At 69.6% G+C, this 18,170-nt stretch carries 19 protein-coding genes, 1 tRNA gene and 1 riboswitch; of the genes, 11 read left to right on the forward strand and 9 right to left on the reverse strand.

Annotation, left to right across the window (positions count from 1 at the left end; all coding sequences use genetic code 11):
• Window positions 1-8: 8 nt before the first annotated feature.
• Complete coding sequence (rdgB, locus tag ACWDEX_RS26720) at window positions 9-611, forward strand: RdgB/HAM1 family non-canonical purine NTP pyrophosphatase (protein WP_450466656.1); 603 nt, start codon at window positions 9-11, stop codon at window positions 609-611.
• A 58-nt stretch (window positions 612-669) separates the two neighbouring features.
• Here rdgB and ACWDEX_RS26725 read toward each other — a convergent pair.
• The 5 genes from ACWDEX_RS26725 to ACWDEX_RS26745 form a co-directional block, all read right to left on the reverse strand.
• Window positions 670-743: transfer RNA gene (locus ACWDEX_RS26725), tRNA-Leu, on the reverse strand.
• 696 nt (window positions 744-1,439) lie between these two features.
• The gene (locus ACWDEX_RS26730) at window positions 1,440-2,057 is read right to left on the reverse strand and encodes an HNH endonuclease signature motif containing protein (protein WP_450466657.1); all 618 of its coding nucleotides are present in this window, start codon (window positions 2,055-2,057) and stop codon (window positions 1,440-1,442) included.
• 131 nt (window positions 2,058-2,188) lie between these two features.
• The gene (gene sugE, locus ACWDEX_RS26735; protein ID WP_450466659.1) at window positions 2,189-2,509 is read right to left on the reverse strand and encodes a quaternary ammonium compound efflux SMR transporter SugE; all 321 of its coding nucleotides are present in this window, start codon (window positions 2,507-2,509) and stop codon (window positions 2,189-2,191) included.
• A gap of 31 nt (window positions 2,510-2,540) precedes the next feature.
• A riboswitch (guanidine-III (ykkC-III) riboswitch) is annotated at window positions 2,541-2,601 on the reverse strand.
• A 76-nt stretch (window positions 2,602-2,677) separates the two neighbouring features.
• Entirely contained in the window at window positions 2,678-3,019 is a 342-nt protein-coding gene (locus ACWDEX_RS26740) for a GroES family chaperonin (RefSeq protein ID WP_252421319.1), read from the reverse strand.
• A 43-nt stretch (window positions 3,020-3,062) separates the two neighbouring features.
• Window positions 3,063-3,437 carry a DUF3618 domain-containing protein gene (locus ACWDEX_RS26745; protein WP_450466661.1) on the reverse strand — a complete coding sequence of 125 codons (375 nt, stop codon included), beginning with the start codon at window positions 3,435-3,437 and terminating at the stop codon, window positions 3,063-3,065.
• Window positions 3,438-3,599: 162 nt separating this feature from the next.
• Between ACWDEX_RS26745 and bcp the strand changes: the two genes are divergently transcribed.
• Window positions 3,600-4,067, forward strand: coding sequence for a thioredoxin-dependent thiol peroxidase (bcp, locus tag ACWDEX_RS26750; protein WP_450466662.1), 468 nt, complete (start codon window positions 3,600-3,602; stop codon window positions 4,065-4,067).
• A gap of 34 nt (window positions 4,068-4,101) precedes the next feature.
• On the opposite strand, the gene ACWDEX_RS26755 is transcribed toward bcp, so the two are convergent.
• Entirely contained in the window at window positions 4,102-6,621 is a 2,520-nt protein-coding gene (locus ACWDEX_RS26755) for a transglycosylase domain-containing protein (protein ID WP_450466663.1), read from the reverse strand.
• Window positions 6,622-6,825: 204 nt separating this feature from the next.
• Between ACWDEX_RS26755 and ACWDEX_RS26760 the strand changes: the two genes are divergently transcribed.
• The 4 genes from ACWDEX_RS26760 to ACWDEX_RS26775 are packed head-to-tail and all read left to right on the forward strand — an operon-like array spanning window position 6,826 to window position 10,454.
• On the forward strand, window positions 6,826-7,626 hold the full coding sequence (locus ACWDEX_RS26760; protein WP_450466665.1) for an ABC transporter permease: 801 nt from the start codon (window positions 6,826-6,828) through the stop codon (window positions 7,624-7,626).
• On the forward strand, window positions 7,619-8,464 hold the full coding sequence (locus ACWDEX_RS26765) for an ABC transporter permease (protein WP_450466666.1): 846 nt from the start codon (window positions 7,619-7,621) through the stop codon (window positions 8,462-8,464). The genes ACWDEX_RS26760 and ACWDEX_RS26765 overlap by 8 nt, the downstream gene beginning before the upstream one ends.
• Before the next feature lie 8 nt (window positions 8,465-8,472).
• A complete protein-coding gene (locus ACWDEX_RS26770) occupies window positions 8,473-9,516 on the forward strand; it encodes an ABC transporter ATP-binding protein (RefSeq protein ID WP_450466667.1) in 1,044 nt (347 codons plus the stop codon).
• Between the two features lie 32 nt (window positions 9,517-9,548).
• The gene (locus ACWDEX_RS26775) at window positions 9,549-10,454 is read left to right on the forward strand and encodes a DUF1707 SHOCT-like domain-containing protein (protein ID WP_450466668.1); all 906 of its coding nucleotides are present in this window, start codon (window positions 9,549-9,551) and stop codon (window positions 10,452-10,454) included.
• Between the two features lie 26 nt (window positions 10,455-10,480).
• On the opposite strand, the gene ACWDEX_RS26780 is transcribed toward ACWDEX_RS26775, so the two are convergent.
• Window positions 10,481-11,821, reverse strand: coding sequence for an SGNH/GDSL hydrolase family protein (locus ACWDEX_RS26780; protein WP_450466669.1), 1,341 nt, complete (start codon window positions 11,819-11,821; stop codon window positions 10,481-10,483).
• Window positions 11,822-12,015: 194 nt separating this feature from the next.
• Between ACWDEX_RS26780 and ACWDEX_RS26785 the strand changes: the two genes are divergently transcribed.
• Together ACWDEX_RS26785 and ACWDEX_RS26790 are read left to right on the forward strand one after the other, a co-directional pair.
• The gene (locus tag ACWDEX_RS26785) at window positions 12,016-13,416 is read left to right on the forward strand and encodes a DUF445 domain-containing protein (RefSeq protein WP_450466670.1); all 1,401 of its coding nucleotides are present in this window, start codon (window positions 12,016-12,018) and stop codon (window positions 13,414-13,416) included.
• Window positions 13,417-13,486: 70 nt separating this feature from the next.
• Window positions 13,487-14,989, forward strand: a complete 1,503-nt coding sequence (locus ACWDEX_RS26790; RefSeq protein ID WP_450466671.1) for an MFS transporter — start codon at window positions 13,487-13,489, stop codon at window positions 14,987-14,989.
• Window positions 14,990-15,014: 25 nt separating this feature from the next.
• Here ACWDEX_RS26790 and ACWDEX_RS26795 read toward each other — a convergent pair whose 3' ends face one another.
• Window positions 15,015-15,155, reverse strand: coding sequence for a hypothetical protein (locus ACWDEX_RS26795; RefSeq protein ID WP_450466673.1), 141 nt, complete (start codon window positions 15,153-15,155; stop codon window positions 15,015-15,017).
• A gap of 81 nt (window positions 15,156-15,236) precedes the next feature.
• Here ACWDEX_RS26795 and ACWDEX_RS26800 point away from each other — a divergent pair, with 81 nt between their 5' ends.
• Entirely contained in the window at window positions 15,237-16,292 is a 1,056-nt protein-coding gene (locus ACWDEX_RS26800) for an aldo/keto reductase (RefSeq protein ID WP_450466674.1), read from the forward strand.
• Between the two features lie 97 nt (window positions 16,293-16,389).
• On the opposite strand, the gene ACWDEX_RS26805 is transcribed toward ACWDEX_RS26800, so the two are convergent.
• Window positions 16,390-16,692, reverse strand: a complete 303-nt coding sequence (locus tag ACWDEX_RS26805) for a hypothetical protein (protein WP_450466751.1) — start codon at window positions 16,690-16,692, stop codon at window positions 16,390-16,392.
• 260 nt (window positions 16,693-16,952) lie between these two features.
• On the opposite strand from ACWDEX_RS26805, the gene ACWDEX_RS26810 reads away from it, so the two are divergent.
• Both ACWDEX_RS26810 and ACWDEX_RS26815 read left to right on the forward strand, forming a co-directional pair.
• Window positions 16,953-17,426, forward strand: a complete 474-nt coding sequence (locus ACWDEX_RS26810; protein WP_450466675.1) for a carboxymuconolactone decarboxylase family protein — start codon at window positions 16,953-16,955, stop codon at window positions 17,424-17,426.
• Between the two features lie 183 nt (window positions 17,427-17,609).
• Window positions 17,610-17,987, forward strand: a complete 378-nt coding sequence (locus ACWDEX_RS26815) for a VOC family protein (RefSeq protein WP_450466676.1) — start codon at window positions 17,610-17,612, stop codon at window positions 17,985-17,987.
• Window positions 17,988-18,170: the final 183 nt, after the last annotated feature.

The raw sequence follows: 18,170 nt of genomic DNA on the forward strand, positions 1-18,170 counted from the left end.
TGATGGACATGACCCGCCTGATCCTCGCCACACGCAACGCCGGAAAGATCACCGAACTGAGGGCGATCCTCGCCGACGCGCACCTCCCGCACGACCTGGTCGGCGCGGACGCCTACCCCGACATCCCCGACGTCAAGGAGACCGGCGTCACGTTCGCCGAGAACGCCCTCCTGAAGGCCCACGCGCTGGCCAAGGCGACGGGCCTGCCCGCCGTGGCCGACGACTCGGGCCTGTGCGTCGACGTCCTGAACGGGGCACCGGGCATCTTCTCGGCACGCTGGGCGGGCCGGCACGGCGACGACAAGGCCAACCTGGACCTGCTCCTGGCCCAGATTGCGGACATCGACGACGCCCACCGGGGCGCCCACTTCGCCTGCGCGGCGGCCCTGGCCCTGCCGGACGGCACGGAACGGGTCGTCGAGGGCCGACTGACGGGCACCCTCCGCCACGCCCCGTCGGGCACGAACGGCTTCGGCTACGACCCCATCCTCCAGCCGGAGGGCGAGAGCCGTACCTGCGCGGAACTGACCCCCGAGGAGAAGAACGCGATCAGCCACCGGGGGAAGGCGTTCCGCGCGCTGGTGCCGGTGGTGCGGGAACTGCTGGGCTGAGGCGTGGCTACGGAGGGGCCGGGTGCCTGTGACGTGCGGCATCCGGCCCCTCTGTGAGTGCGCCCGGTCGGACTTGAACCGACAACACCTGGCTTCTAAGGCCAGTCTCTCTGCCAATTGGAGTACGGGCGCTTGTACCGCGTTCCACTCTACTGGGCCTGTTTGGCTGAGGGAGCAGAGGTACCTACGAACTCCGACGCCGACCACCTCGGCACCAAGTGCTGGTGACCGCATGGCAGTTGGGGCACAGGAACCGTAAGTTCTCGCGCCGGTCGTCGCTCCAGTCGCCGTTGACGTGGTCGATCTCCAGCGTCATGGGTCGTCCATACCACTGAGGCGGGGTGCCGCACTCGTCGCACTGCTCGGGAACACCCACATCCAGTAGGGCACGACGCAGCAGGATGGTTTTGGTACGCCGCCGGCCGTCGTGCTGTACCAGTACATCGGCAGATGGTCTTCGAGGGGTGGTCCCTGGTTTGCCGCGTAGGTGAGCCTGTCCCAGAAAGTGGGATGTGTCGACTCCGTATTCGGCGGTCCACTCGTGGAACCGCGTGCGGGAGTTTTTGGGCAGACCGAGTCGGCGCAGTGCCTCCGCCGCTGAGGATGATTCCGCGACGGCCGCGGCCAGTTCGGGCCGGGAGGGGCGAGGCTCTCGCTTGAATTGCCGGAAATGGGTGACATCGATCCCGAAGTGTTCGAATCTTTGGAACAAGTACCGACGGAGTTGGTGGTAAGGCCGGACGCCCAGGTGGGCGATGACTTCATCGATGTCCGAGCAGCGCTCTGCGGCTTGCGCGAGTGCTTCTCTTGTGTAGCGAACCGGCTTGTTCATGCCCGCCGCCCCTTGTTCCTTCCCCGGTAGGTGTCCGTGGACGAGTGGCAGTTGGGGCACAGCAGGCGCAGATTCTCCGGTCGATTGTTGCGCCAGTCGCCATCCAAGTGATCGACCTCCAGCGGCAGCGGGCGCCCCCGCCATGCAGGCTCCGTCCCGCACAGCGCACACCGCTCGACCACCCCCAGCGTGATCATGGCTCGCTTGAGCCGGTCGCTGCGGATCCGCCGAGCTTGTGATGGATCCTGTTCGACCAACAGTTCCTCCGGAGTGCGGCGTTGCGTCGGAACCTGATACCGGGGCCCTCTTTGGAAGTGCGAGGTGTCGATGCCGTACATCTTGATCCGGCGGCTGATGTTCGTGTGGTGACCACCCACAACCTCGATTCCCAAGTACCGCAGGACGCCATTCACGCTGGTGGATGCGGCCACAGCGGGCTCGAGAACCTCTTTCGTCCACCGTGCCCCCGATTCACGCTCGAAGTGAGAGGTATCCACACCGAGCTTCCGCATGCGGTCGTGCAGGTAGCGTCGGGAAGGGCCTTTAGGCTCCACTCCCAGCTTCTCCAACGCCTCGGAGAGCGTGCGGGACGATGCTGCTGCTGCGGCCAGCACCTCGCGTGTGTATCGGCTCGCCACCGTCGGCCCCCTCCGTTCCCGGCCACCTGTTCGCAGTCTCGTACGGAGTAACGAAAGGCTCATCGGACAGTTACGAAGAACCTCCGGGACGGCGGTGTACGGCGGCCTCAGTGTCCCGACGTCACCTTCAGCCCCACCACGGACACCAGCAGCAGAGCCACGAAGAAGATCCGGGCGGCGGTCGCGGGCTCGCCGAGTACGGCCATGCCCAGCACTGCCGCGCCGGCCGCGCCGATACCCACCCAGACCCCGTACGCCGTTCCGATGGGCAGGGACTTCGCGGCGTACGACAGCATGAGCATGCTCGCGACGATGCCCGCGCCGGTGGCCAGGCTCGGCCAGAGGCGGGTGAAACCGTCGGTGTACTTCATTCCGATCGACCAGGCGACCTCGAGCAGACCGGCGACCACGAGCAGGATCCAGGCCATGACGGCACCTCCGTTTTCCAGTAGCAACAGGGGTGCGTCGTCTTTGCGGTCCCGGTACGGCGCGTCTCGTCGGGGCCCTCGCGGGGCCCGTCCAACGTAGCAAGAAGCACGGCGACGAAATGCGAAAGGGGCTGGTGACAAGGGTCACCAGCCCCTTCCTCCTACGAACTAGAGGTAGAGCCCCGTGGAGTCTTCCGTGCCCTCGAAGCGGTCCGCCGCCACGGCGTGCAGGTCGCGTTCGCGCATGAGGACGTACGCGGTCCCGCGCACCTCGACCTCGGCCCGGTCCTCCGGGTCGTACAGGACGCGGTCGCCCACCTCCACGGTCCGTACGTTCTGCCCGACCGCGACGACCTCGGCCCAGGCGAGGCGACGGCCGACGGCCGCGGTCGCGGGAATCAGGATGCCGCCTCCGGAACGGCGCTCGCCCTCGGCGGTGTCCTGCCGTACGAGCACACGGTCGTGCAGCATCCGGATGGGCAACTTGTCGTGGTGGGTCTTCTCGCTCACGCCCCGAACCTACCTGTCGTCGACGGCTTCGTGCGCGCCCGGGTCAGTTCTTGCGCCGCCGGGAGCCCTTGGAACTCCGGGAGCTCCGGGAGCCCCTGGACCCCAGGGCGAACAGCCCGCCGACCCCGATCACGACCAGCGCCACGGGCACGATGCGCTCCAGACGCGGCGCGCCCTCCTCCGTGACCAGTTGCCTCTTCGCCTGGCCGACGACCCGGTTGGCGCTGACATACGCCCGCCCGAACGTGTGGTCGACGTGGGAGACGACCTTGGCCTTGGCGTCCCCGACGATCGTCTTCGGGTGCATTCGGACGCCGATCTCGTCGAGCGTCGCGGCGAGCGTTTCGCGACGGCGCTTGATGTCCGCCTCGATCTGCGCGGGAGTCCTGGTGTCCGGTGTGCTCGACGTGTCCGCCACCGTGCTTCCTCCGTGGTCGATTGCGACGTGTTCCGCGCAATTCCTGCATCTGTGATCGACAGTCTGTCAGCTTCGTGGCGAACGCACTCCCCGGCACCTCTGTGGAGCGGCCCGAGGAGATTAGGCTCGTCGGGTAACCCGCCCCTGTCACGTGAGGTACCGATGAGCGAGCGACTCCAGCCCGGCGACACCGCACCCGCCTTCACCCTGCCGGATGCCGACGGTAACGAGGTCTCCCTTGCCGACCACAAGGGCCGCAGGACCATCGTCTACTTCTACCCTGCCGCGCTGACCCCCGGCTGCACCAAGCAGGCGTGCGATTTCACGGACAACCTGGAACTGCTGGCCGGGGCCGGCTACGACGTCATCGGCATCTCGCCCGACAAGCCGGAGAAGCTCGCGAAGTTCCGTGAGAAGGAGTCCCTGAAGGTCACCCTGCTCGCCGACCCCGACAAGAAGGTCCTGGAGGCGTACGGCGCCTTCGGCGAGAAGAAGCTGTACGGCAAGACGGTCGTCGGTGTCATCCGCTCCACGGTGGTCGTGGACGAGGAGGGCAAGGTCGAGCGTGCCCTGTACAACGTGAAGGCGACCGGCCACGTGGCGAAGATCATCAAGGATCTGGGCATCTGAGGATCCGGGGGCCCGGAAGTGGCCTCCCGCGGGACTAGTTCCGCCGCGTGCCCAGCAACCCCGGGCCCCCCGTTCCGCCCGTCGTACCACCGGTGCCCCCGGTGCCCGTCGTCCCTCCGGGCCCGCCGGTGGTGCCGCCGTTGTCCCCGGTGCCGCCGGTGCCGCCGTTGTCGCCGGTGCCGCCCGTTCCGGTGGTGCCGCCCGAGTCCGTGGTGCCGCCCGTGTCGGTGGCACCGCCGGTGCCGGTCGAGCCGTCCGTTCCGGTGGCGCCGCCGATGCCCGTGGCGCCCCCGATTCCGGTCCAGCCGCCCGTGCCCGTGGTGCCCCAGTCACCGTCGTCGCCGTCGTCGCCGGTGCCGCCCGTGTCCGACGTGCCGTCCGTCCCCGAGGTGCCGCCGTCCGTCTGCCCCTGGCTGCTGGACTCGCCCGTAGTGCCGCCGTCGTCCTGGCTGCCCGTGCTGCCCGGCTGCTGGTCCGTGGGGTCCATGCTGGGCTCCTCGGTCTGGTCCGCGCCGGGTTGGAGGTGCAGCTCGAAGCTCTTCACCGGCTTGTTCTTCAGGGCCTGCCTGGTGAACTGCGCCCAGATCTGGGCGGGCGCGCCACCGCCGTTGATGCGGGCCTGGCCCATCGAGTAGTACAGCGACTCCTGCCTGCCGGTGTCGGGGTTCTGGCCCATGACGGCGACCACCGTCGCCAGGTTCGGGGTGTAGCCCGCGAACCAGGCCGCCCGGTCCTCCTCCGCGGTGCCCGTCTTGCCTGCGGCGGGCCGGCCGGCGGCCTGCGCGGCGATCGCGGTGCCGTTGTCCACCACGCTCTGCAGCATCGCCGTGGTCGTGTCCGCCGCCGTGCGGCTCACCACCTGCTGTGCCTGTTGCCGTGGCACCTCGACGTCCTCCGCGCCGCTCCTCGAGATCGTCTCGATCTTCTCGACCATGGTGTAGGGGGCGCGCTTGCCGTGGTTGGCGAGCGTCGCGTAGGCCTCCGCCATGTCGAGGACGCTCGCGGTGGCCGTGCCGAGCGCGATCGACGGGGACGGGTACAGCTCGGGCGTGCTCTTGGGCAGACCGAGGTCGATGGCGGTCTGCATGACCTTGGACGGGCCGACGTCCACCGCCATCTGCGCGTACACGGCGTTCACCGACTTGTCCGTGGCCGTGCGGACGGGGATCGGGCCGTAGGAGCGGCCGTCCTCGTTCTCGGGCGCGTACGGCGTGCCGCTCCAGCCCACCACGGGCCGCTTGTTGGTGCCGTCGTACACCGTGTTCGGGGTGATCGTGGCGCCGTCCTGCGTCCGGGAGCTGTTCTCCACGGCCGAGGCGAACACGAACGGCTTGAAGGTGGAGCCGACCTGGTAGTCGCGGCGGGTCGAGTTGTTGACGTACTGCTTCGTGTAGTCGATGCCGCCGTACATCGCGATGACCTTGCCGGTGGCCGGGTCGATGGAGACACCGCCCGCGCGGACGTTGCGGTCGGCCTTCCGGTTCTTCTTGTCGAGTTTGCTCATCACCTGGTCGTCGACGGCCTTGACGAAGGCGTCCTGCGCGGGCTTGCGCAGGGTGGTGGTGATCCGGTAGCCGCCGCCGCTCAGGGCGTCCTCGTCGAGGATCTGGTGAGAGGTGATGTAGTCCTTGATCGCCTCGACCAGGTAGCCGCGCTGGCCGGACATACCGGACGCGGACACCTGCTGGCCGGGGGCGGGGAACGTCACCTTCTGCCGGTCGGCCTGGCTGAGCCAGTGCTTCTTGACCATGCCGCCCAGCACGTAGTTCCAGCGGGCCAGGGCGGCCGCCTTGTTCTCGGGGTGGGCGACCACGTCGAATTCGCTCGGCGCGTTCAGCAGCGAGGCGAGGTAGGCGCTCTGTCCGACCGTCAGGTCCTTGGCGTCGACGCCGTAGTACGCGTGGGCGGCGGCCTGGATGCCGTACGCGTTGCGGCCGAAGTAGCTGGTGTTGAGGTAGCCCTCGAGGATGTCGTCCTTGCTCTTCTCGCGGTCCAGCTTGATCGCGATGAAGAACTCCTTGGCCTTGCGGGTGAGGGTCTGTTCCTGGCCCAGGTAGTAGTTCTTCACGTACTGCTGGGTGATCGTCGACCCGGACTGTTTGCCCTTGCCGGTGGCCGTCTTCCAGGCGGCGCGGACCATCGCCTTCGGGTCGATGGCGGACTCCGTGTAGAAGTCGCGGTCCTCGGCGGCGAGCGCCGCGTGCTGGGCTTCCTTGGAGATCTGCGAGAGCGGCACCATCTCGCGGTTGACCGAGCCGTCGCGGGCCAGTTCGCTGCCGTCCGCGTACAGGTACACATTGCTCTGTTTGACCGCTGTCGCGTTCGCGGCCGGGATCTGGACCAGGGTGTAGCCCAGCACGAACAGGGCGGCCAGCATCATGACCCCGATCACGAAGGTGCCGAGCACTATCCGCCAGGTGGGGACCAGCCGGCGCCACCCGGTGCGCCGGGGCCGCTTCGGCTTCTTGCCCGGGGACGCCTCGGGAGCCGCGGGGCGCGGCTCTGCGGACTCATCGCCCTGGCTGCTTCGCTGCGGCTGCGGCTCGTCGCTCATATTGGTGCCGGACTCCCGTTTCGCGTTCGTACGTACCCGTACGCCTCATAAGCCTTCTGCGTCCCTTGGTGAAGACTGTCCCACCAAGTGTTCCGTTCCCGGGACGAGGGACATGTCGTGCGGGAAAAATCGTGTGGTGGTCCACTTGCTTCGCCCGCTAGGCTCCTGCGCTTCGCCCGGCACGCGTCGAAGGAGGTGACACCCGTGGGCACCGGACGGTTGTACGCCGCCGTCGCCGCCGGTGGTTTCCGGCGGTACGCGACCTATCGGACCGCGACCGCGGCGGGTGTGTTCACCAACACGGTCTTCGGGATCATCCTGGCGTACACATACCTCGCCCTGTGGCACGAACGGCCACATCTCGGTGGGTACGACGAGGCGCAGGCGTTGACGTACGTGTGGATCGGGCAGGCGCTGCTCGTGGCGGTGTCGGTGATGGGCGGCGGTTTCGAGGACGAGTTGATGGAGCGCATCCGCACCGGGGACATCGCGATCGACCTGTACCGGCCTGCCGATCTGCAGCTGTGGTGGCTGGCCCAGGACCTGGGCCGGGCCCTGTTCCAGCTACTGGCCCGGGGCGTGGCCCCGATGGTGGCCGGCGCGTTCCTCTTCCGGCTCGCTCTGCCGGCCCGCCCGCTGACCTGGCTGGCCTTCCTGGTCGCCGTGTTGCTCGGTGTGGTGGTGAGCTTCGCGATCCGTTTCCTGGTCGCGCTGACCGCGTTCTGGTTGCTGGACGGGGCGGGCGTCGCCCAGATCTCGTGGATCACGGCGAGCTTCTGTTCGGGGATGTTGCTGCCGCTCAATGTGTTTCCCGGGGCGCTCGGCGAGATCGTCCGTGCGTTGCCCTGGGCGTCGCTGATCCAGTCGCCCGCGGACATCCTGTTGGGCGCGGCGGATCCGCTGCCGGTGTTCGCCCGTCAGCTCGGGTGGGCGGTGGCGCTGTTGGCGGCCGGGCGGATGCTCCAGTCGGTGGCGACACGGAGGGTGGTGGTCCAGGGTGGCTGAGGCGGCGTACGGCGACGCGCGGCCCTACGGCCGGGTGCGCGAGGGGCTGCGTGCGTACCGGTTGATCACTGCGATGTGGATCCGCTCCACGATGGCCTACCGTGCCTCCTTCGTGATGACCGCTCTCGGCAACTTCGCGGCGACCGCGCTGGACTTCGTCACGATCCTGCTGATGTTCTCCCGAGTCGACGTGCTCGGTGGGTACCGGCTGCCGGAGGTGGCCTTCCTGTACGGCCTATCCGCGACCGCCTTCGGGTTCGCGGACCTCGCGCTCGGCTCCATGGACCGCTTGGGGCGGCGGCTGCGCGACGGCACCCTGGACACTCTTCTGGTGCGCCCCGCGCCCGTCCTGGCGCAGGTCGCCGCGGACCGTTTCGGGCTGCGCCGGCTCGGCCGGGTCATTCAGGGGCTGTGTGTCCTCGGGTACGCCGTCGTCGCGCTCGACAGCGTCTGGACGCCGCTGAAGGCGGTGATGGTCCCGCTGATGCTGCTCAGCGGAGGCGCGATCTTCTGCTCGGTGTTCGTGGCGGGAGCGGCCTTCCAGTTCGTCGCGCAGGACGCCTCCGAGGTGCAGAACTCCTTCACCTACGGCGGTCAGACGCTGTTGCAGTATCCGCCGAGCGTCTTCGCGAAGGAGCTGGTGCGTGGGGTGACCTTCGTGCTGCCGCTCGCTTTCGTCAACTGGCTGCCCGCGCTGTACGTCCTGGGGCGGCCGTATCCGCTCGGCCTGCCCACCTGGGTCGCGTTCGCCCCGCCTCTGGTGGCGGCGGGCTGTTGTGCCCTGGCGGGGCTCGCCTGGCGCGCGGGACTGCGTTCGTACCGGAGCACGGGGAGCTGAGGGGACCGATGGGCAGTGGATCCAAGGGCGGTGCCGCCGCGGAGGGTGCTGTCGGGGACGGCGCCCTCATCGAACTCGATGGGGTCGAGAAGGTCTTCGACGTGCTCAGGCGGACCGGGTTCCTGCGCCGCGAGCGGCGTCAGGTGCGGGCCGTCGACTCGATCTCCTTCACCGTGGCGCGTGGCGAGATGGTCGGCTACATCGGGCCGAACGGCGCCGGGAAGTCCACCACGATCAAGATGCTGACCGGGATCCTGACGCCGAGCGGCGGTCGGCTGCGGGTCGCCGGGATCGATCCCTCCCGTGAGCGGACGCGGCTCGCGCAGCGCATCGGGGTGGTGTTCGGGCAGCGCACGACCCTGTGGTGGGACCTGCCGCTGATCGACTCCTACCGGCTGATGCACCGCATGTACCGCATTCCCGACGGGCGTTACCGCGAGAACCTCGACCGTTGCGTCGAACTCCTCGAACTGGGCGCCCTGTTGGATGTTCCGGTGCGGCAGTTGTCGCTGGGGCAGCGGATGCGCGGCGACATCGCGGCGGCGCTGCTGCACGATCCCGAGGTGCTCTACCTGGACGAGCCGACCATCGGTCTCGACGTGATCTCCAAGGCCAAGGTCCGGGAGTTCCTGCGGGAGTTGAACGCCGAGCGTGGCACGACCGTGTTGCTGACCACGCATGACCTGCAGGACATCGAGCAGTTGTGCTCGCGGGTGATGGTCATCGATCACGGGCGTCTGATGTACGACGGTTCGCTCGCCGGGCTGCACGAGGTGGGGGACAGCGAGCGCACCCTGGTGGTCGACCTGGAGCGGGAGTTGCCGCCGATCGAGGCGTCGCCCGCGCGGGTGGTGCGGGTGGAGGGGCCGCGGCAGTGGCTGGCCTTTCCGGCGTCCCGGTCGGCGGCTGAGCTGGTGGCGCGGATCGCGGCGGAGTACCCGCTGGTGGACCTGTCGGTGCGGGAGCCGGACATCGAGGCGGTGATCGCGAAGATGCTGCACTCGCGGGGGGACCAGGCGCGTCGAGCCCGGTCGGAGCGGGCGGCGTCGTAGCCGCCCGCTCCGGGAACTCGTAGGCTGACGGTATGACCGACGCTGTGTCTCCCGGGGGAAGTGACGATCGGCGGCCGACGCCGCACGCACCCGCCAACGCCGCCCAGGAACTGAGGGCTTCCGACGCCGACCGTGAACAAGTCGCCGAGGTGCTGCGCGACGCCCTCGCGGACGGCCGACTCGACATGGAGGAGTTCGAGGAGCGGCTGGAGGCCACGTACAAAGCGCGGACGTACGGCCAACTGACGCCGATCACCCGGGACCTGCCGACCGCGGGAGCCGTGACTCCGCCCGCCGTGTCGCTGACGAAGGAGCCTGCCGAGAGCGGGAGCTGGGCGGAGCGGATCGTCGGTGGCGACGGGTCGTCCTCGTGGGCTGTCGCCGTGATGTCCGGCTTCCAGCGCAAGGGGCGCTGGACGGCGCCGAAGCGGTTCAACTGCTTCGCCTTCTGGGGCGGCGGTGAGATCGACCTGCGGGAGGCGAACTTCGCGGACCGCGAGATCGAGATCAACTGCATCGCCATCATGGGCGGGATGAACGTCATCGTGCCGCCCGGGGTCGAGGTGGTCGTGCGCGGCATCGGGATCATGGGCGGCTTCGACCACCGCGAGGAGGGCGTGCCGGCGGAACCGGGCGCGCCGCGTGTGATCGTCACCGGGTTCGCGTTCTGGGGCGGTGTCGGCGTCGAGCGCAAGCTGACCCGGGCCGAGCGGCAGCGACTGAAGGAGGAGCGTCGCCAGGAGAAGCTGGACCGCAAGGCCTCCCGCCGGGAACTGCACGAGTCATACCGCGAGGAGATGGAGGAGGCCCACCGCAAGATGCTCGAGGGCCACCGGGATCTGCTGCGGGAGCGGCACGAGGAGCGCCGCGAAATCCAGCGGGAGCGGCGGGAGGGACGCCGGGAGGAGCGGTACCGCAGGCGGTACGGCCGGTACTGACCGTCCGCCCGGGGCCCGTCAGTCCGTCACAGCTGCGCCGGTGCCGCCCCCCTCAGCGTGGCCAGGTCGAAGACCTGCCCCATCCGGCTGAATCCCCTGTCGTTGGGGTGCAGGCGGTCACCCGAGTCGTATTCCAGGCGCAGCCGGCGCGGGTCGTACGGGTCGCGCAGCGCCTTGTCGAAGTCGACGACCTCGTCGTAGACCGTGCCCGAGCGGATCTGCGCGTTGACGGCCTGTCGTACCTGCTCGCCGTCGGCCCGGTAGCCGCGGTGGCCCTTGTAGGGCATCAGCGTCGCGCCGACGACCTTCAGGCCGCGCGCGTGCGCCTCGCGCACCAGGGTGCGCAGCCCCGCCGTGATCCGGTCCGGGTCGGCGTGGCCCGGGTCGCGGAGGATGTCGTTGATGCCGAGGTCGATGACGACGGCTTTGACGTTCGTGCGGCCCAGGACGTCGCGCTCGAAGCGGGACAGCGCGCTCGGGTTGTCGGCGGGCCGGCCGGTCCCGCTCGCGAGGACGCGGTTGCCGCTGATGCCCTGGTTGACCACGCTGTAGCGGGGCACGGCCGTGGACCCGGCCGCCGCGCGCAGCCGGTCCGAGAGGACGTCCGTCCAGCGGTGGTTGGCTCCCGGGGTGGAGGTGATGCCGTCGGTGAGCGAGTCGCCGAACATGACCACCGTGCCGATCGCCTCGTCGCTCAGCACGTCGAGCGCGGTCAGATAGCGCCAGAGCGAGGTCTGCTCGGTGTAGGCGACGCCGCTCGTGTCCTCCGTGTGGTCGCCCTGGGCGGCGTACGAGATCTGGCGGGCCTGCCGGTGGTAGGTGACCGGGCCCGAGGGGGTCGGCGAGTACGTGGTCACGAGCACGTCGCAGCCCTGGGGGAGTGCGATGGCCACGGCGTCGCTGACGACCTGCTCGCCCGGCGGTATGACGACCGTCGTGGCGCCGCCGAAGGTGAGCCGGCGCATGGTGTCGGCGGCCGCGGTCGCGTCCTGTGACGTGGCGGCGGCAGCGATCGAGGCGTGCGTGAGGGCGAGCGGCTGCTGGCCGTAGAGATTGGAGAGCGTGACGCGGGCACTCGTACCACCGACGCTCGTGTGGACGACGTTGCGCACCGACTGTCCGGCCAGCCCCCGCATCTCGGTGCCGGGCTCGGCCCCCGAGGGTGACGCCGACCAGGCGCCGACCCAGGTGCCGGTGGAGACGGGGGCGGCGGAGTTGTGCGGGTGGTTGTGCGGTTGGGTTCGGCCTGCGACGACGGTGCCGCGGACGCCGTCGTCGGCCGCGAAGCCGACGTAGATGGCGGCGGATACGGCCACGATCACGGCGAGGATCGCGGAAAGCAGGGCGCAGCCGTGGCGCCTGGTCATGCGGTGTGTGTCTCCTCGGACGACGGGAGCCCGAGGCTCCGGCACGGATCATCACCATGATGGGTGATGGGGAGGAGGATGGTTGCGGACTCCTCGGCGGATCCCGTAGGAACCCTGAAAAGCCCCTGATTCTTCTCCCCCAGGACAGACGTCGGGAACTCCTGTTCCGTTCCAGGAGTCGTCAGGAAGAGACAATGAGTGCAGGGGGATGCGATCGGGTGGAGTGGATGGAACGTACGAAGCCGGAAGAAAAGGGTGCCGTGGGGCGGCTTGCGCGCTCCGGCACCCCCGCTACCGCGGCCGCCGGACGGGCGGCCGTGCCGGGTCGTGCCATGACCTCCTTCACGCCCGCCGACGAGGAGAAGCGCCGGGGCGTACGCCGGATGAAGAGCACGGCGACCGGGCTGCTGCTCCTCGTGGCGCTGGTGTACGCCCTCGCCAAGTGGGCGGAGGGTGCGGGGGCGGGCGCCTGGGCCGGCTATGTGGCGGCGGCCGCCGAGGCCGGCATGGTCGGCGCGCTCGCCGACTGGTTCGCGGTCACCGCGCTCTTCCGCCACCCGCTCGGCCTGCCCATCCCGCACACCGCGATCATCCCCACGAAGAAGGACCAGCTCGGTGTCTCGCTGGGCGAGTTCGTCGGCGAGAACTTTCTGTCCGAGGAGGTCGTACGGCAGCGCCTGCGCGCTGTGGGCATAGCCCGCCGGCTGGGCGCGTGGCTCGCCGAGCCGGAACACGCGGACCGGGTGACGAGCGAGCTGGCGACGGCCCTGCGCGGCGCGCTGACCGTGCTGCGCGACTCGGACGTCCAGGCGGTGGTCAGCGAGGCCATCACCCGGCGGGCCGGCGCCCAGGAGATCGCACCCGGCCTCGGCAAGATGCTGGAGAAGGTCGTCGCGGACGGCGGTCACAAACGGTTCGTCGACCTGATCTGCGTGCGCGCCCACGACTGGCTCGTGCTGCACGACGAGCAGGTCATGTTCGCCGTCCAGGGCGGTGCCCCCGGCTGGACCCCCCGTTTCGTCGACAAGAAGATCGGCGAGCGCGTCTACAAGGAGCTGCTCCGCTTCGTCACCGAGATGCGCGACGAGCCCTCGCACCCGGCGCGCGGCGCCCTCGACCGCTTCCTCGCCGACTTCGCCTCCGACCTGCAGTCCGACACGGACACCCGGGCGCGCGTGGAGCGCCTCAAGGGCGAGGTGCTCGGTCGCGGGGAGGTCCAGGACCTGATCGCCTCCGCCTGGACGGCCGTACGATCCATGATCGTGTCCGCCGCCGAGGACGAGCGCAGCCAGCTCCGGCTGCGTGTGCGGGCGTCGCTGCTGTCACTGGGTCAGCGCATGGCCACCGAGCCGAAGACGCAGTCCAAGATGGACACGTGGCTGGAGGGCGCGGCGGTGCACGTCGTGACGACCTACCGCAAGGAGATCACCTCCCTGATCACGGAAACGGTCGCCGGCTGGGACGCCGAGCACACCACGCGGAAGATCGAGGCACACATCGGCCGTGACCTGCAGTTCATCCGTATCAACGGCACGGTGGTGGGTTCGCTGGCGGGGTTGCTGATCTACACGGTGTCGCGGACGCTGGGGGCGTAACCCGCGGCTGCGCGGGCACTCGGGCCGCGGACGGCGTCACCCGGCCCCGGCGTCGCCCGAGGAGGCAAGCATGTCCGTCGGCACGCCCCGGACCGGTACGGTCACCAGCGCGATCCCCGCCCGTCTCGACCGTCTGCCGTGGTCGCGCTGGCACTGGACGATCGTGATCGGGCTCGGCACGGTCTGGATCCTCGACGGCCTGGAGGTCACGGTCGTCGGCAATGTCGCGAGCCGTCTGGCGGAGCCCGGCAGCGGCCTGCCGATCACCTCCGGCGAGGTCACCGGCGTCGCGGCCGCGCTGTATGTGGCGGGCGCGTGTTCCGGTGCCCTCATCTGGGGCCGCCTCACCGACCGCTACGGCCGCAAGAAACTCTTCATGATCACCCTCGCGGTCTATCTGGGCGCCACCGCGCTGACCGCGGTCTCCTCCCACACCTGGTGGTTCTTCCTCTTCCGCTTCCTGACCGGTTTCGGTATCGGCGGCGAGTACGCGGCCATCAACTCCGCGATCGACGAGCTGATCCCGGCCTACTACCGCGGCCGTGTCGACCTGATCATCAACGGCAGCTTCTGGCTGGGCGCGGTGGGCGGTTCGCTGCTGTCGATCGTCGCGCTGAACACGCACTTCCTGCCCAAGGACGTCGGCTGGCGGCTGACGTTCGCCCTGGGCGTCGTCCTCGGCCTGGTCATCCTCGTGGTGCGACGCCATGTCCCCGAGAGCCCACGCTGGCTGCTGATCCACGGCAGGCACCGGGAGGCGGAACGGGTGGTGTCGGCGATCGAGCGGCGGGTCAAGGCGGAGAAGGGGCCGCTCCCGCCCGCCCACGGCGAGATCACCATCCACCAGCGCGCGAGCATCGGCTTCGGCACCATCGCCCGTACGGTCTTCCGTGACTACCGCCGCCGGGCGGTGCTGGGCTTCTCCCTCTTCATCGGCCAGGCCTTCCTCTACAACGCGATCACCTTCGGTTTCGGCGCGATCCTGACGAGGTTCTTCGACGTTCCCACCGGTGACACGGGCTACTACTTCGCCGTCATCGCGTTCGGCAACTTCTTCGGCCCGCTGCTGCTCGGCAAGCTCTTCGACTCGCTGGGCCGCAAGGTGATGATCTCCTCGACCTATCTGCTGTCGGGCCTGCTGCTGTTCGGCACGGCCTGGCTGTTCGGCCGGGGCTCGCTGAGCGCGGGCACGCTGACGGCGTGCTGGTCCGTGGTGCTGTTCTTCGCGTCGGCGGGCGCGTCCAGCGCGTACCTGACGGTCTCCGAGGTGTTCCCGATGGAGACGCGGGCCATGTCGATCGCCTTCTTCTACGCGCTCGGCACCGCGGCCGGCGGCATCAGCGGCCCGCTCCTGTTCGCGGACCTCACGAACACCGGCCGGATCGGCGACACGGTCCTCGCCTTCCAGACCGGCGCCTCCTTGATGTGCGCGGCGGGCCTGGTCGCGGCGCTGCTCGCGGTACCGGCCGAGCGGCGGTCCCTGGAGGACATCGCCCGCCCGCTGACGGCCGCACCGGCGGACGCGAAGCGGCGTCCCGAGGAACGTGAGCGTCCACGCCACGGCGGCCTGTGAGAGCGGACCGCCGTACCCGCGTGTGTCAGGTGCCGTAGAAGTACCGCGTCCCCGTCTCGATGAAGTGGGACGCCCAGACCCGGTAGTGCACGGGATTGCCGCGGTACATGCCCACGTGCGGTACATGCCCACGTACCGACAGGCCCGCCGTTCCGCGGGCTGCCATGCCTCGCGCTCTTGCCATCGAGCGCACTCCAACTCCTAGGCTGACGCACCCGATCCGCCCCACCTGCGACGGAGCACCCCTATGCGCTATCGAAGCCTCGGCAAGACCGGCATCGAGGTCAGCACCCACTGCCTCGGCACGATGATGTTCGGTGCCGTCGGCAATCCCGACCACGAGGACGGCGCACGCATCATCCACGCCGCGCTCGACGCGGGCATCAACTTCGTGGACACCGCCGACATGTACTCGGCCGGTGAGTGCGAGGAGATCGTCGGCAAGGCCCTCAAGGGCCGACGCGACGACGTCGTGCTCGCCACGAAAGTGCACTTCCCGCTCGGGGAGGGACGCAACCGCAGCGGCAACTCGCGCCGCTGGATCCTCAACGCCGTCGAGGACAGTCTGCGGCGGCTGGACACGGACTGGATCGACCTCTACCAGGTGCACCGTCCTGACCACACCACCGATATCGAGGAGACCCTGTCCGTCCTCAGCGACCTGGTGAGGGCGGGCAAGATCCGGGCCTTCGGCTGCTCCACGTTCCCCGCCGAGGACCTCGTCGAGGCTCACCACGTGGCTGAGCGACGCGGACTGATGCGGCTGCGCACGGAGCAGCCGCCGTACTCGATACTCGCGCGCGGCATCGAACGGTCCGTGCTGCCCACCGCCCGGCGCCTGGGCATGGGAGTGCTGACCTGGGCGCCGCTCGCCTCGGGATTTCTCTCCGGCGCCTACCGCGAGGGCCGGCCCGTCGACCTCACCACCGGCCGCGCCAAGCTCACTCCGCACCGCTTCGACCCCGCCGTCCCGGGCAACGCCGCGAAACTCGCGGCCGTCGAGCAGCTCGCCTCTCTCGCCGAGGAAGTGGGCTGCACCCTGCCCGAACTGGCCGTCGCCTTCCCGCTGGTGCACCCGGCCGTCACATCGGTGATCATCGGCCCGCGCACCATGGACCAGCTCACCTCGCTGCTCAAGGGAGCCGACCTGCTGCTCGACGACGCGGTGCTCGACCGTATCGACGAGATCGTGGCGCCCGGAACCGATCTCTACCGGGCCGACGGCGTCTGGCAGCCGCCGTCGCTCACCGAGCGGGCATGGCGCAGGCGCCCGGTCTCAGAGCGGGCGGCCGCGGACCTGTAGGGACCCGGCACAGGCACTCGGGGAACTGGACGGGGGTGCGCTTGGGAGCCGTCGCAGAGGTGGCCCGAAGCGTGGAGTCGGCCCGGCGCGGAAGGCCTCAGCCGCGCCGGTCGGCCACCGCCCATGAGGCGAGGGCGACGGCCCCGGCCACCCCGAACACGGAGGGCCAGGCGCCCACCTTCTTGGCCAGCGGGTGCGACCCGGCGAACGCGGCCACATACGCGGTGGTCAGCGCCCCGGCCGCCACCCCACCGGCCTGCTTGCGCCACTGCTGCGCGGCCGCGGCCCCCGCGACGGCCAGCACGACCCCGCCGAGCTGCCGCTTCTTGGTCCAGCGGGCGACTCCGTACCCGCCGACGAGTCCACTCGCGGCTACCACTGCTGTAGGAACCTTCGCCATCGCTGCCTGCCTCTCGGTGCGTCGCCCGGCCATCCTGGTGGCCACGCCGCTGATCGTGCCGGTGGTCGTCCGGCGGAACGAGGCTAACTCCGCGCGCGGGGGCGCGGCGGCCCCGGGGTCGGCCGGGGCATGCAGGGTGCCCCTCCCGCCCCGCCGGGCGGGTGACGCACGCCACACCCACCTGCCCTGCTGATGTGTCACATCCAGCCGGTCCCGAACCGTCTGTGTGGTGTAACCGTCGACACGGCAAGGAGATCGTCATGGAAGCCCGTCTCAACCTCTTCGGCAGCTCCGTCGCGACGCAGTTCGGGAAGTACCTCAACTCGGCGGGCAAGGCCATCACGGACTCGACGCTGCCCCTCGCGACACAGGAGCTGGTGAAGCTCCGCGCCAGCCAGATCAACGGCTGCGGCTTCTGCACGGACATGCACAGCAAGGACGCCGCACACGCCGGGGAGACCTCGGTGCGTCTCAACCTGGTCGCGGCCTGGCGGGAGGCCACGGTCTTCACCGACGCCGAGCGGGCCGCCCTGGAACTCACGGAACAGGGCACCCGCATCGCTGACGCGGCCGGCGGTGTCACCGACGAGGCCTGGGCGAACGCCGCCAAGCACTACGACGAGGAGCAGCTCGCCGCCCTGGTGGCCCTCATCGCCCTCATCAACACGTACAACCGCCTGAACGTCATCGTCCGCATGCCGGCGGGCGACTACCAGCCGGGCCAGTTCGGCTGACCGCACATCAGGTCACTCGCCACCGGCGCGGACCTGCCGGAGCAGACACGGGCGAGGAGCCCGGAGGGCCACCACCGGCTTTCCGGGCTCTCTCCGTCCCACGCTGCCCCGTTGCCCCACGTATCGGCACGCGTAGCCGATACTCCGTGGACGCCGGAGGGCATCCGTGATCGGCTTACCGGCATGGCTCCCATAATTCGGCACCTCACCATCGACTGCGCAGACCCCTGTGCACTGGCGAGCTTTTGGGCCAAGGCCCTGGACGGTTCACTGGCCGACGACGACTTCCCAGGAGACCCGGAAGCCGTGGTCACGACCTCCTCGACCACGTTGCTCTTCGTCAGGGTGGACGACCCCAAGACGGTGAAGAACCGCGTCCACGTGGACCTCCAGCCCCAGGAACGCACCCGGGACCAGGAGGTCGAGCGCCTGCTCTCCCTGGGCGCCACACTCCAGGGCGACCACCGCAGACCCGACGGCACGGGCTGGGTGACGCTGCATGACCCCGAGGGCAACGAGTTCTGCGTGGAACGTGGGGTGGGGGAGCGGGGGCAGGGCTGATCTCCCGGACCTACCGAGCGGGGTTGCGTAATCGCCGCCGCTCAGCGGCCACTTGACGATGGAACCGGCGGCCGGGGCCCCGGGGGCGTACCGGCCGAAGCGTGACACATTCGCAAAAAGTGTCACGCGTACGGATTCCCCCGCCGTTGAACAGGCGCCGTACACCGCGTCATCCGAGGGCTC

The organism is Streptomyces sp. NPDC001020 (assembly GCF_053599115.1).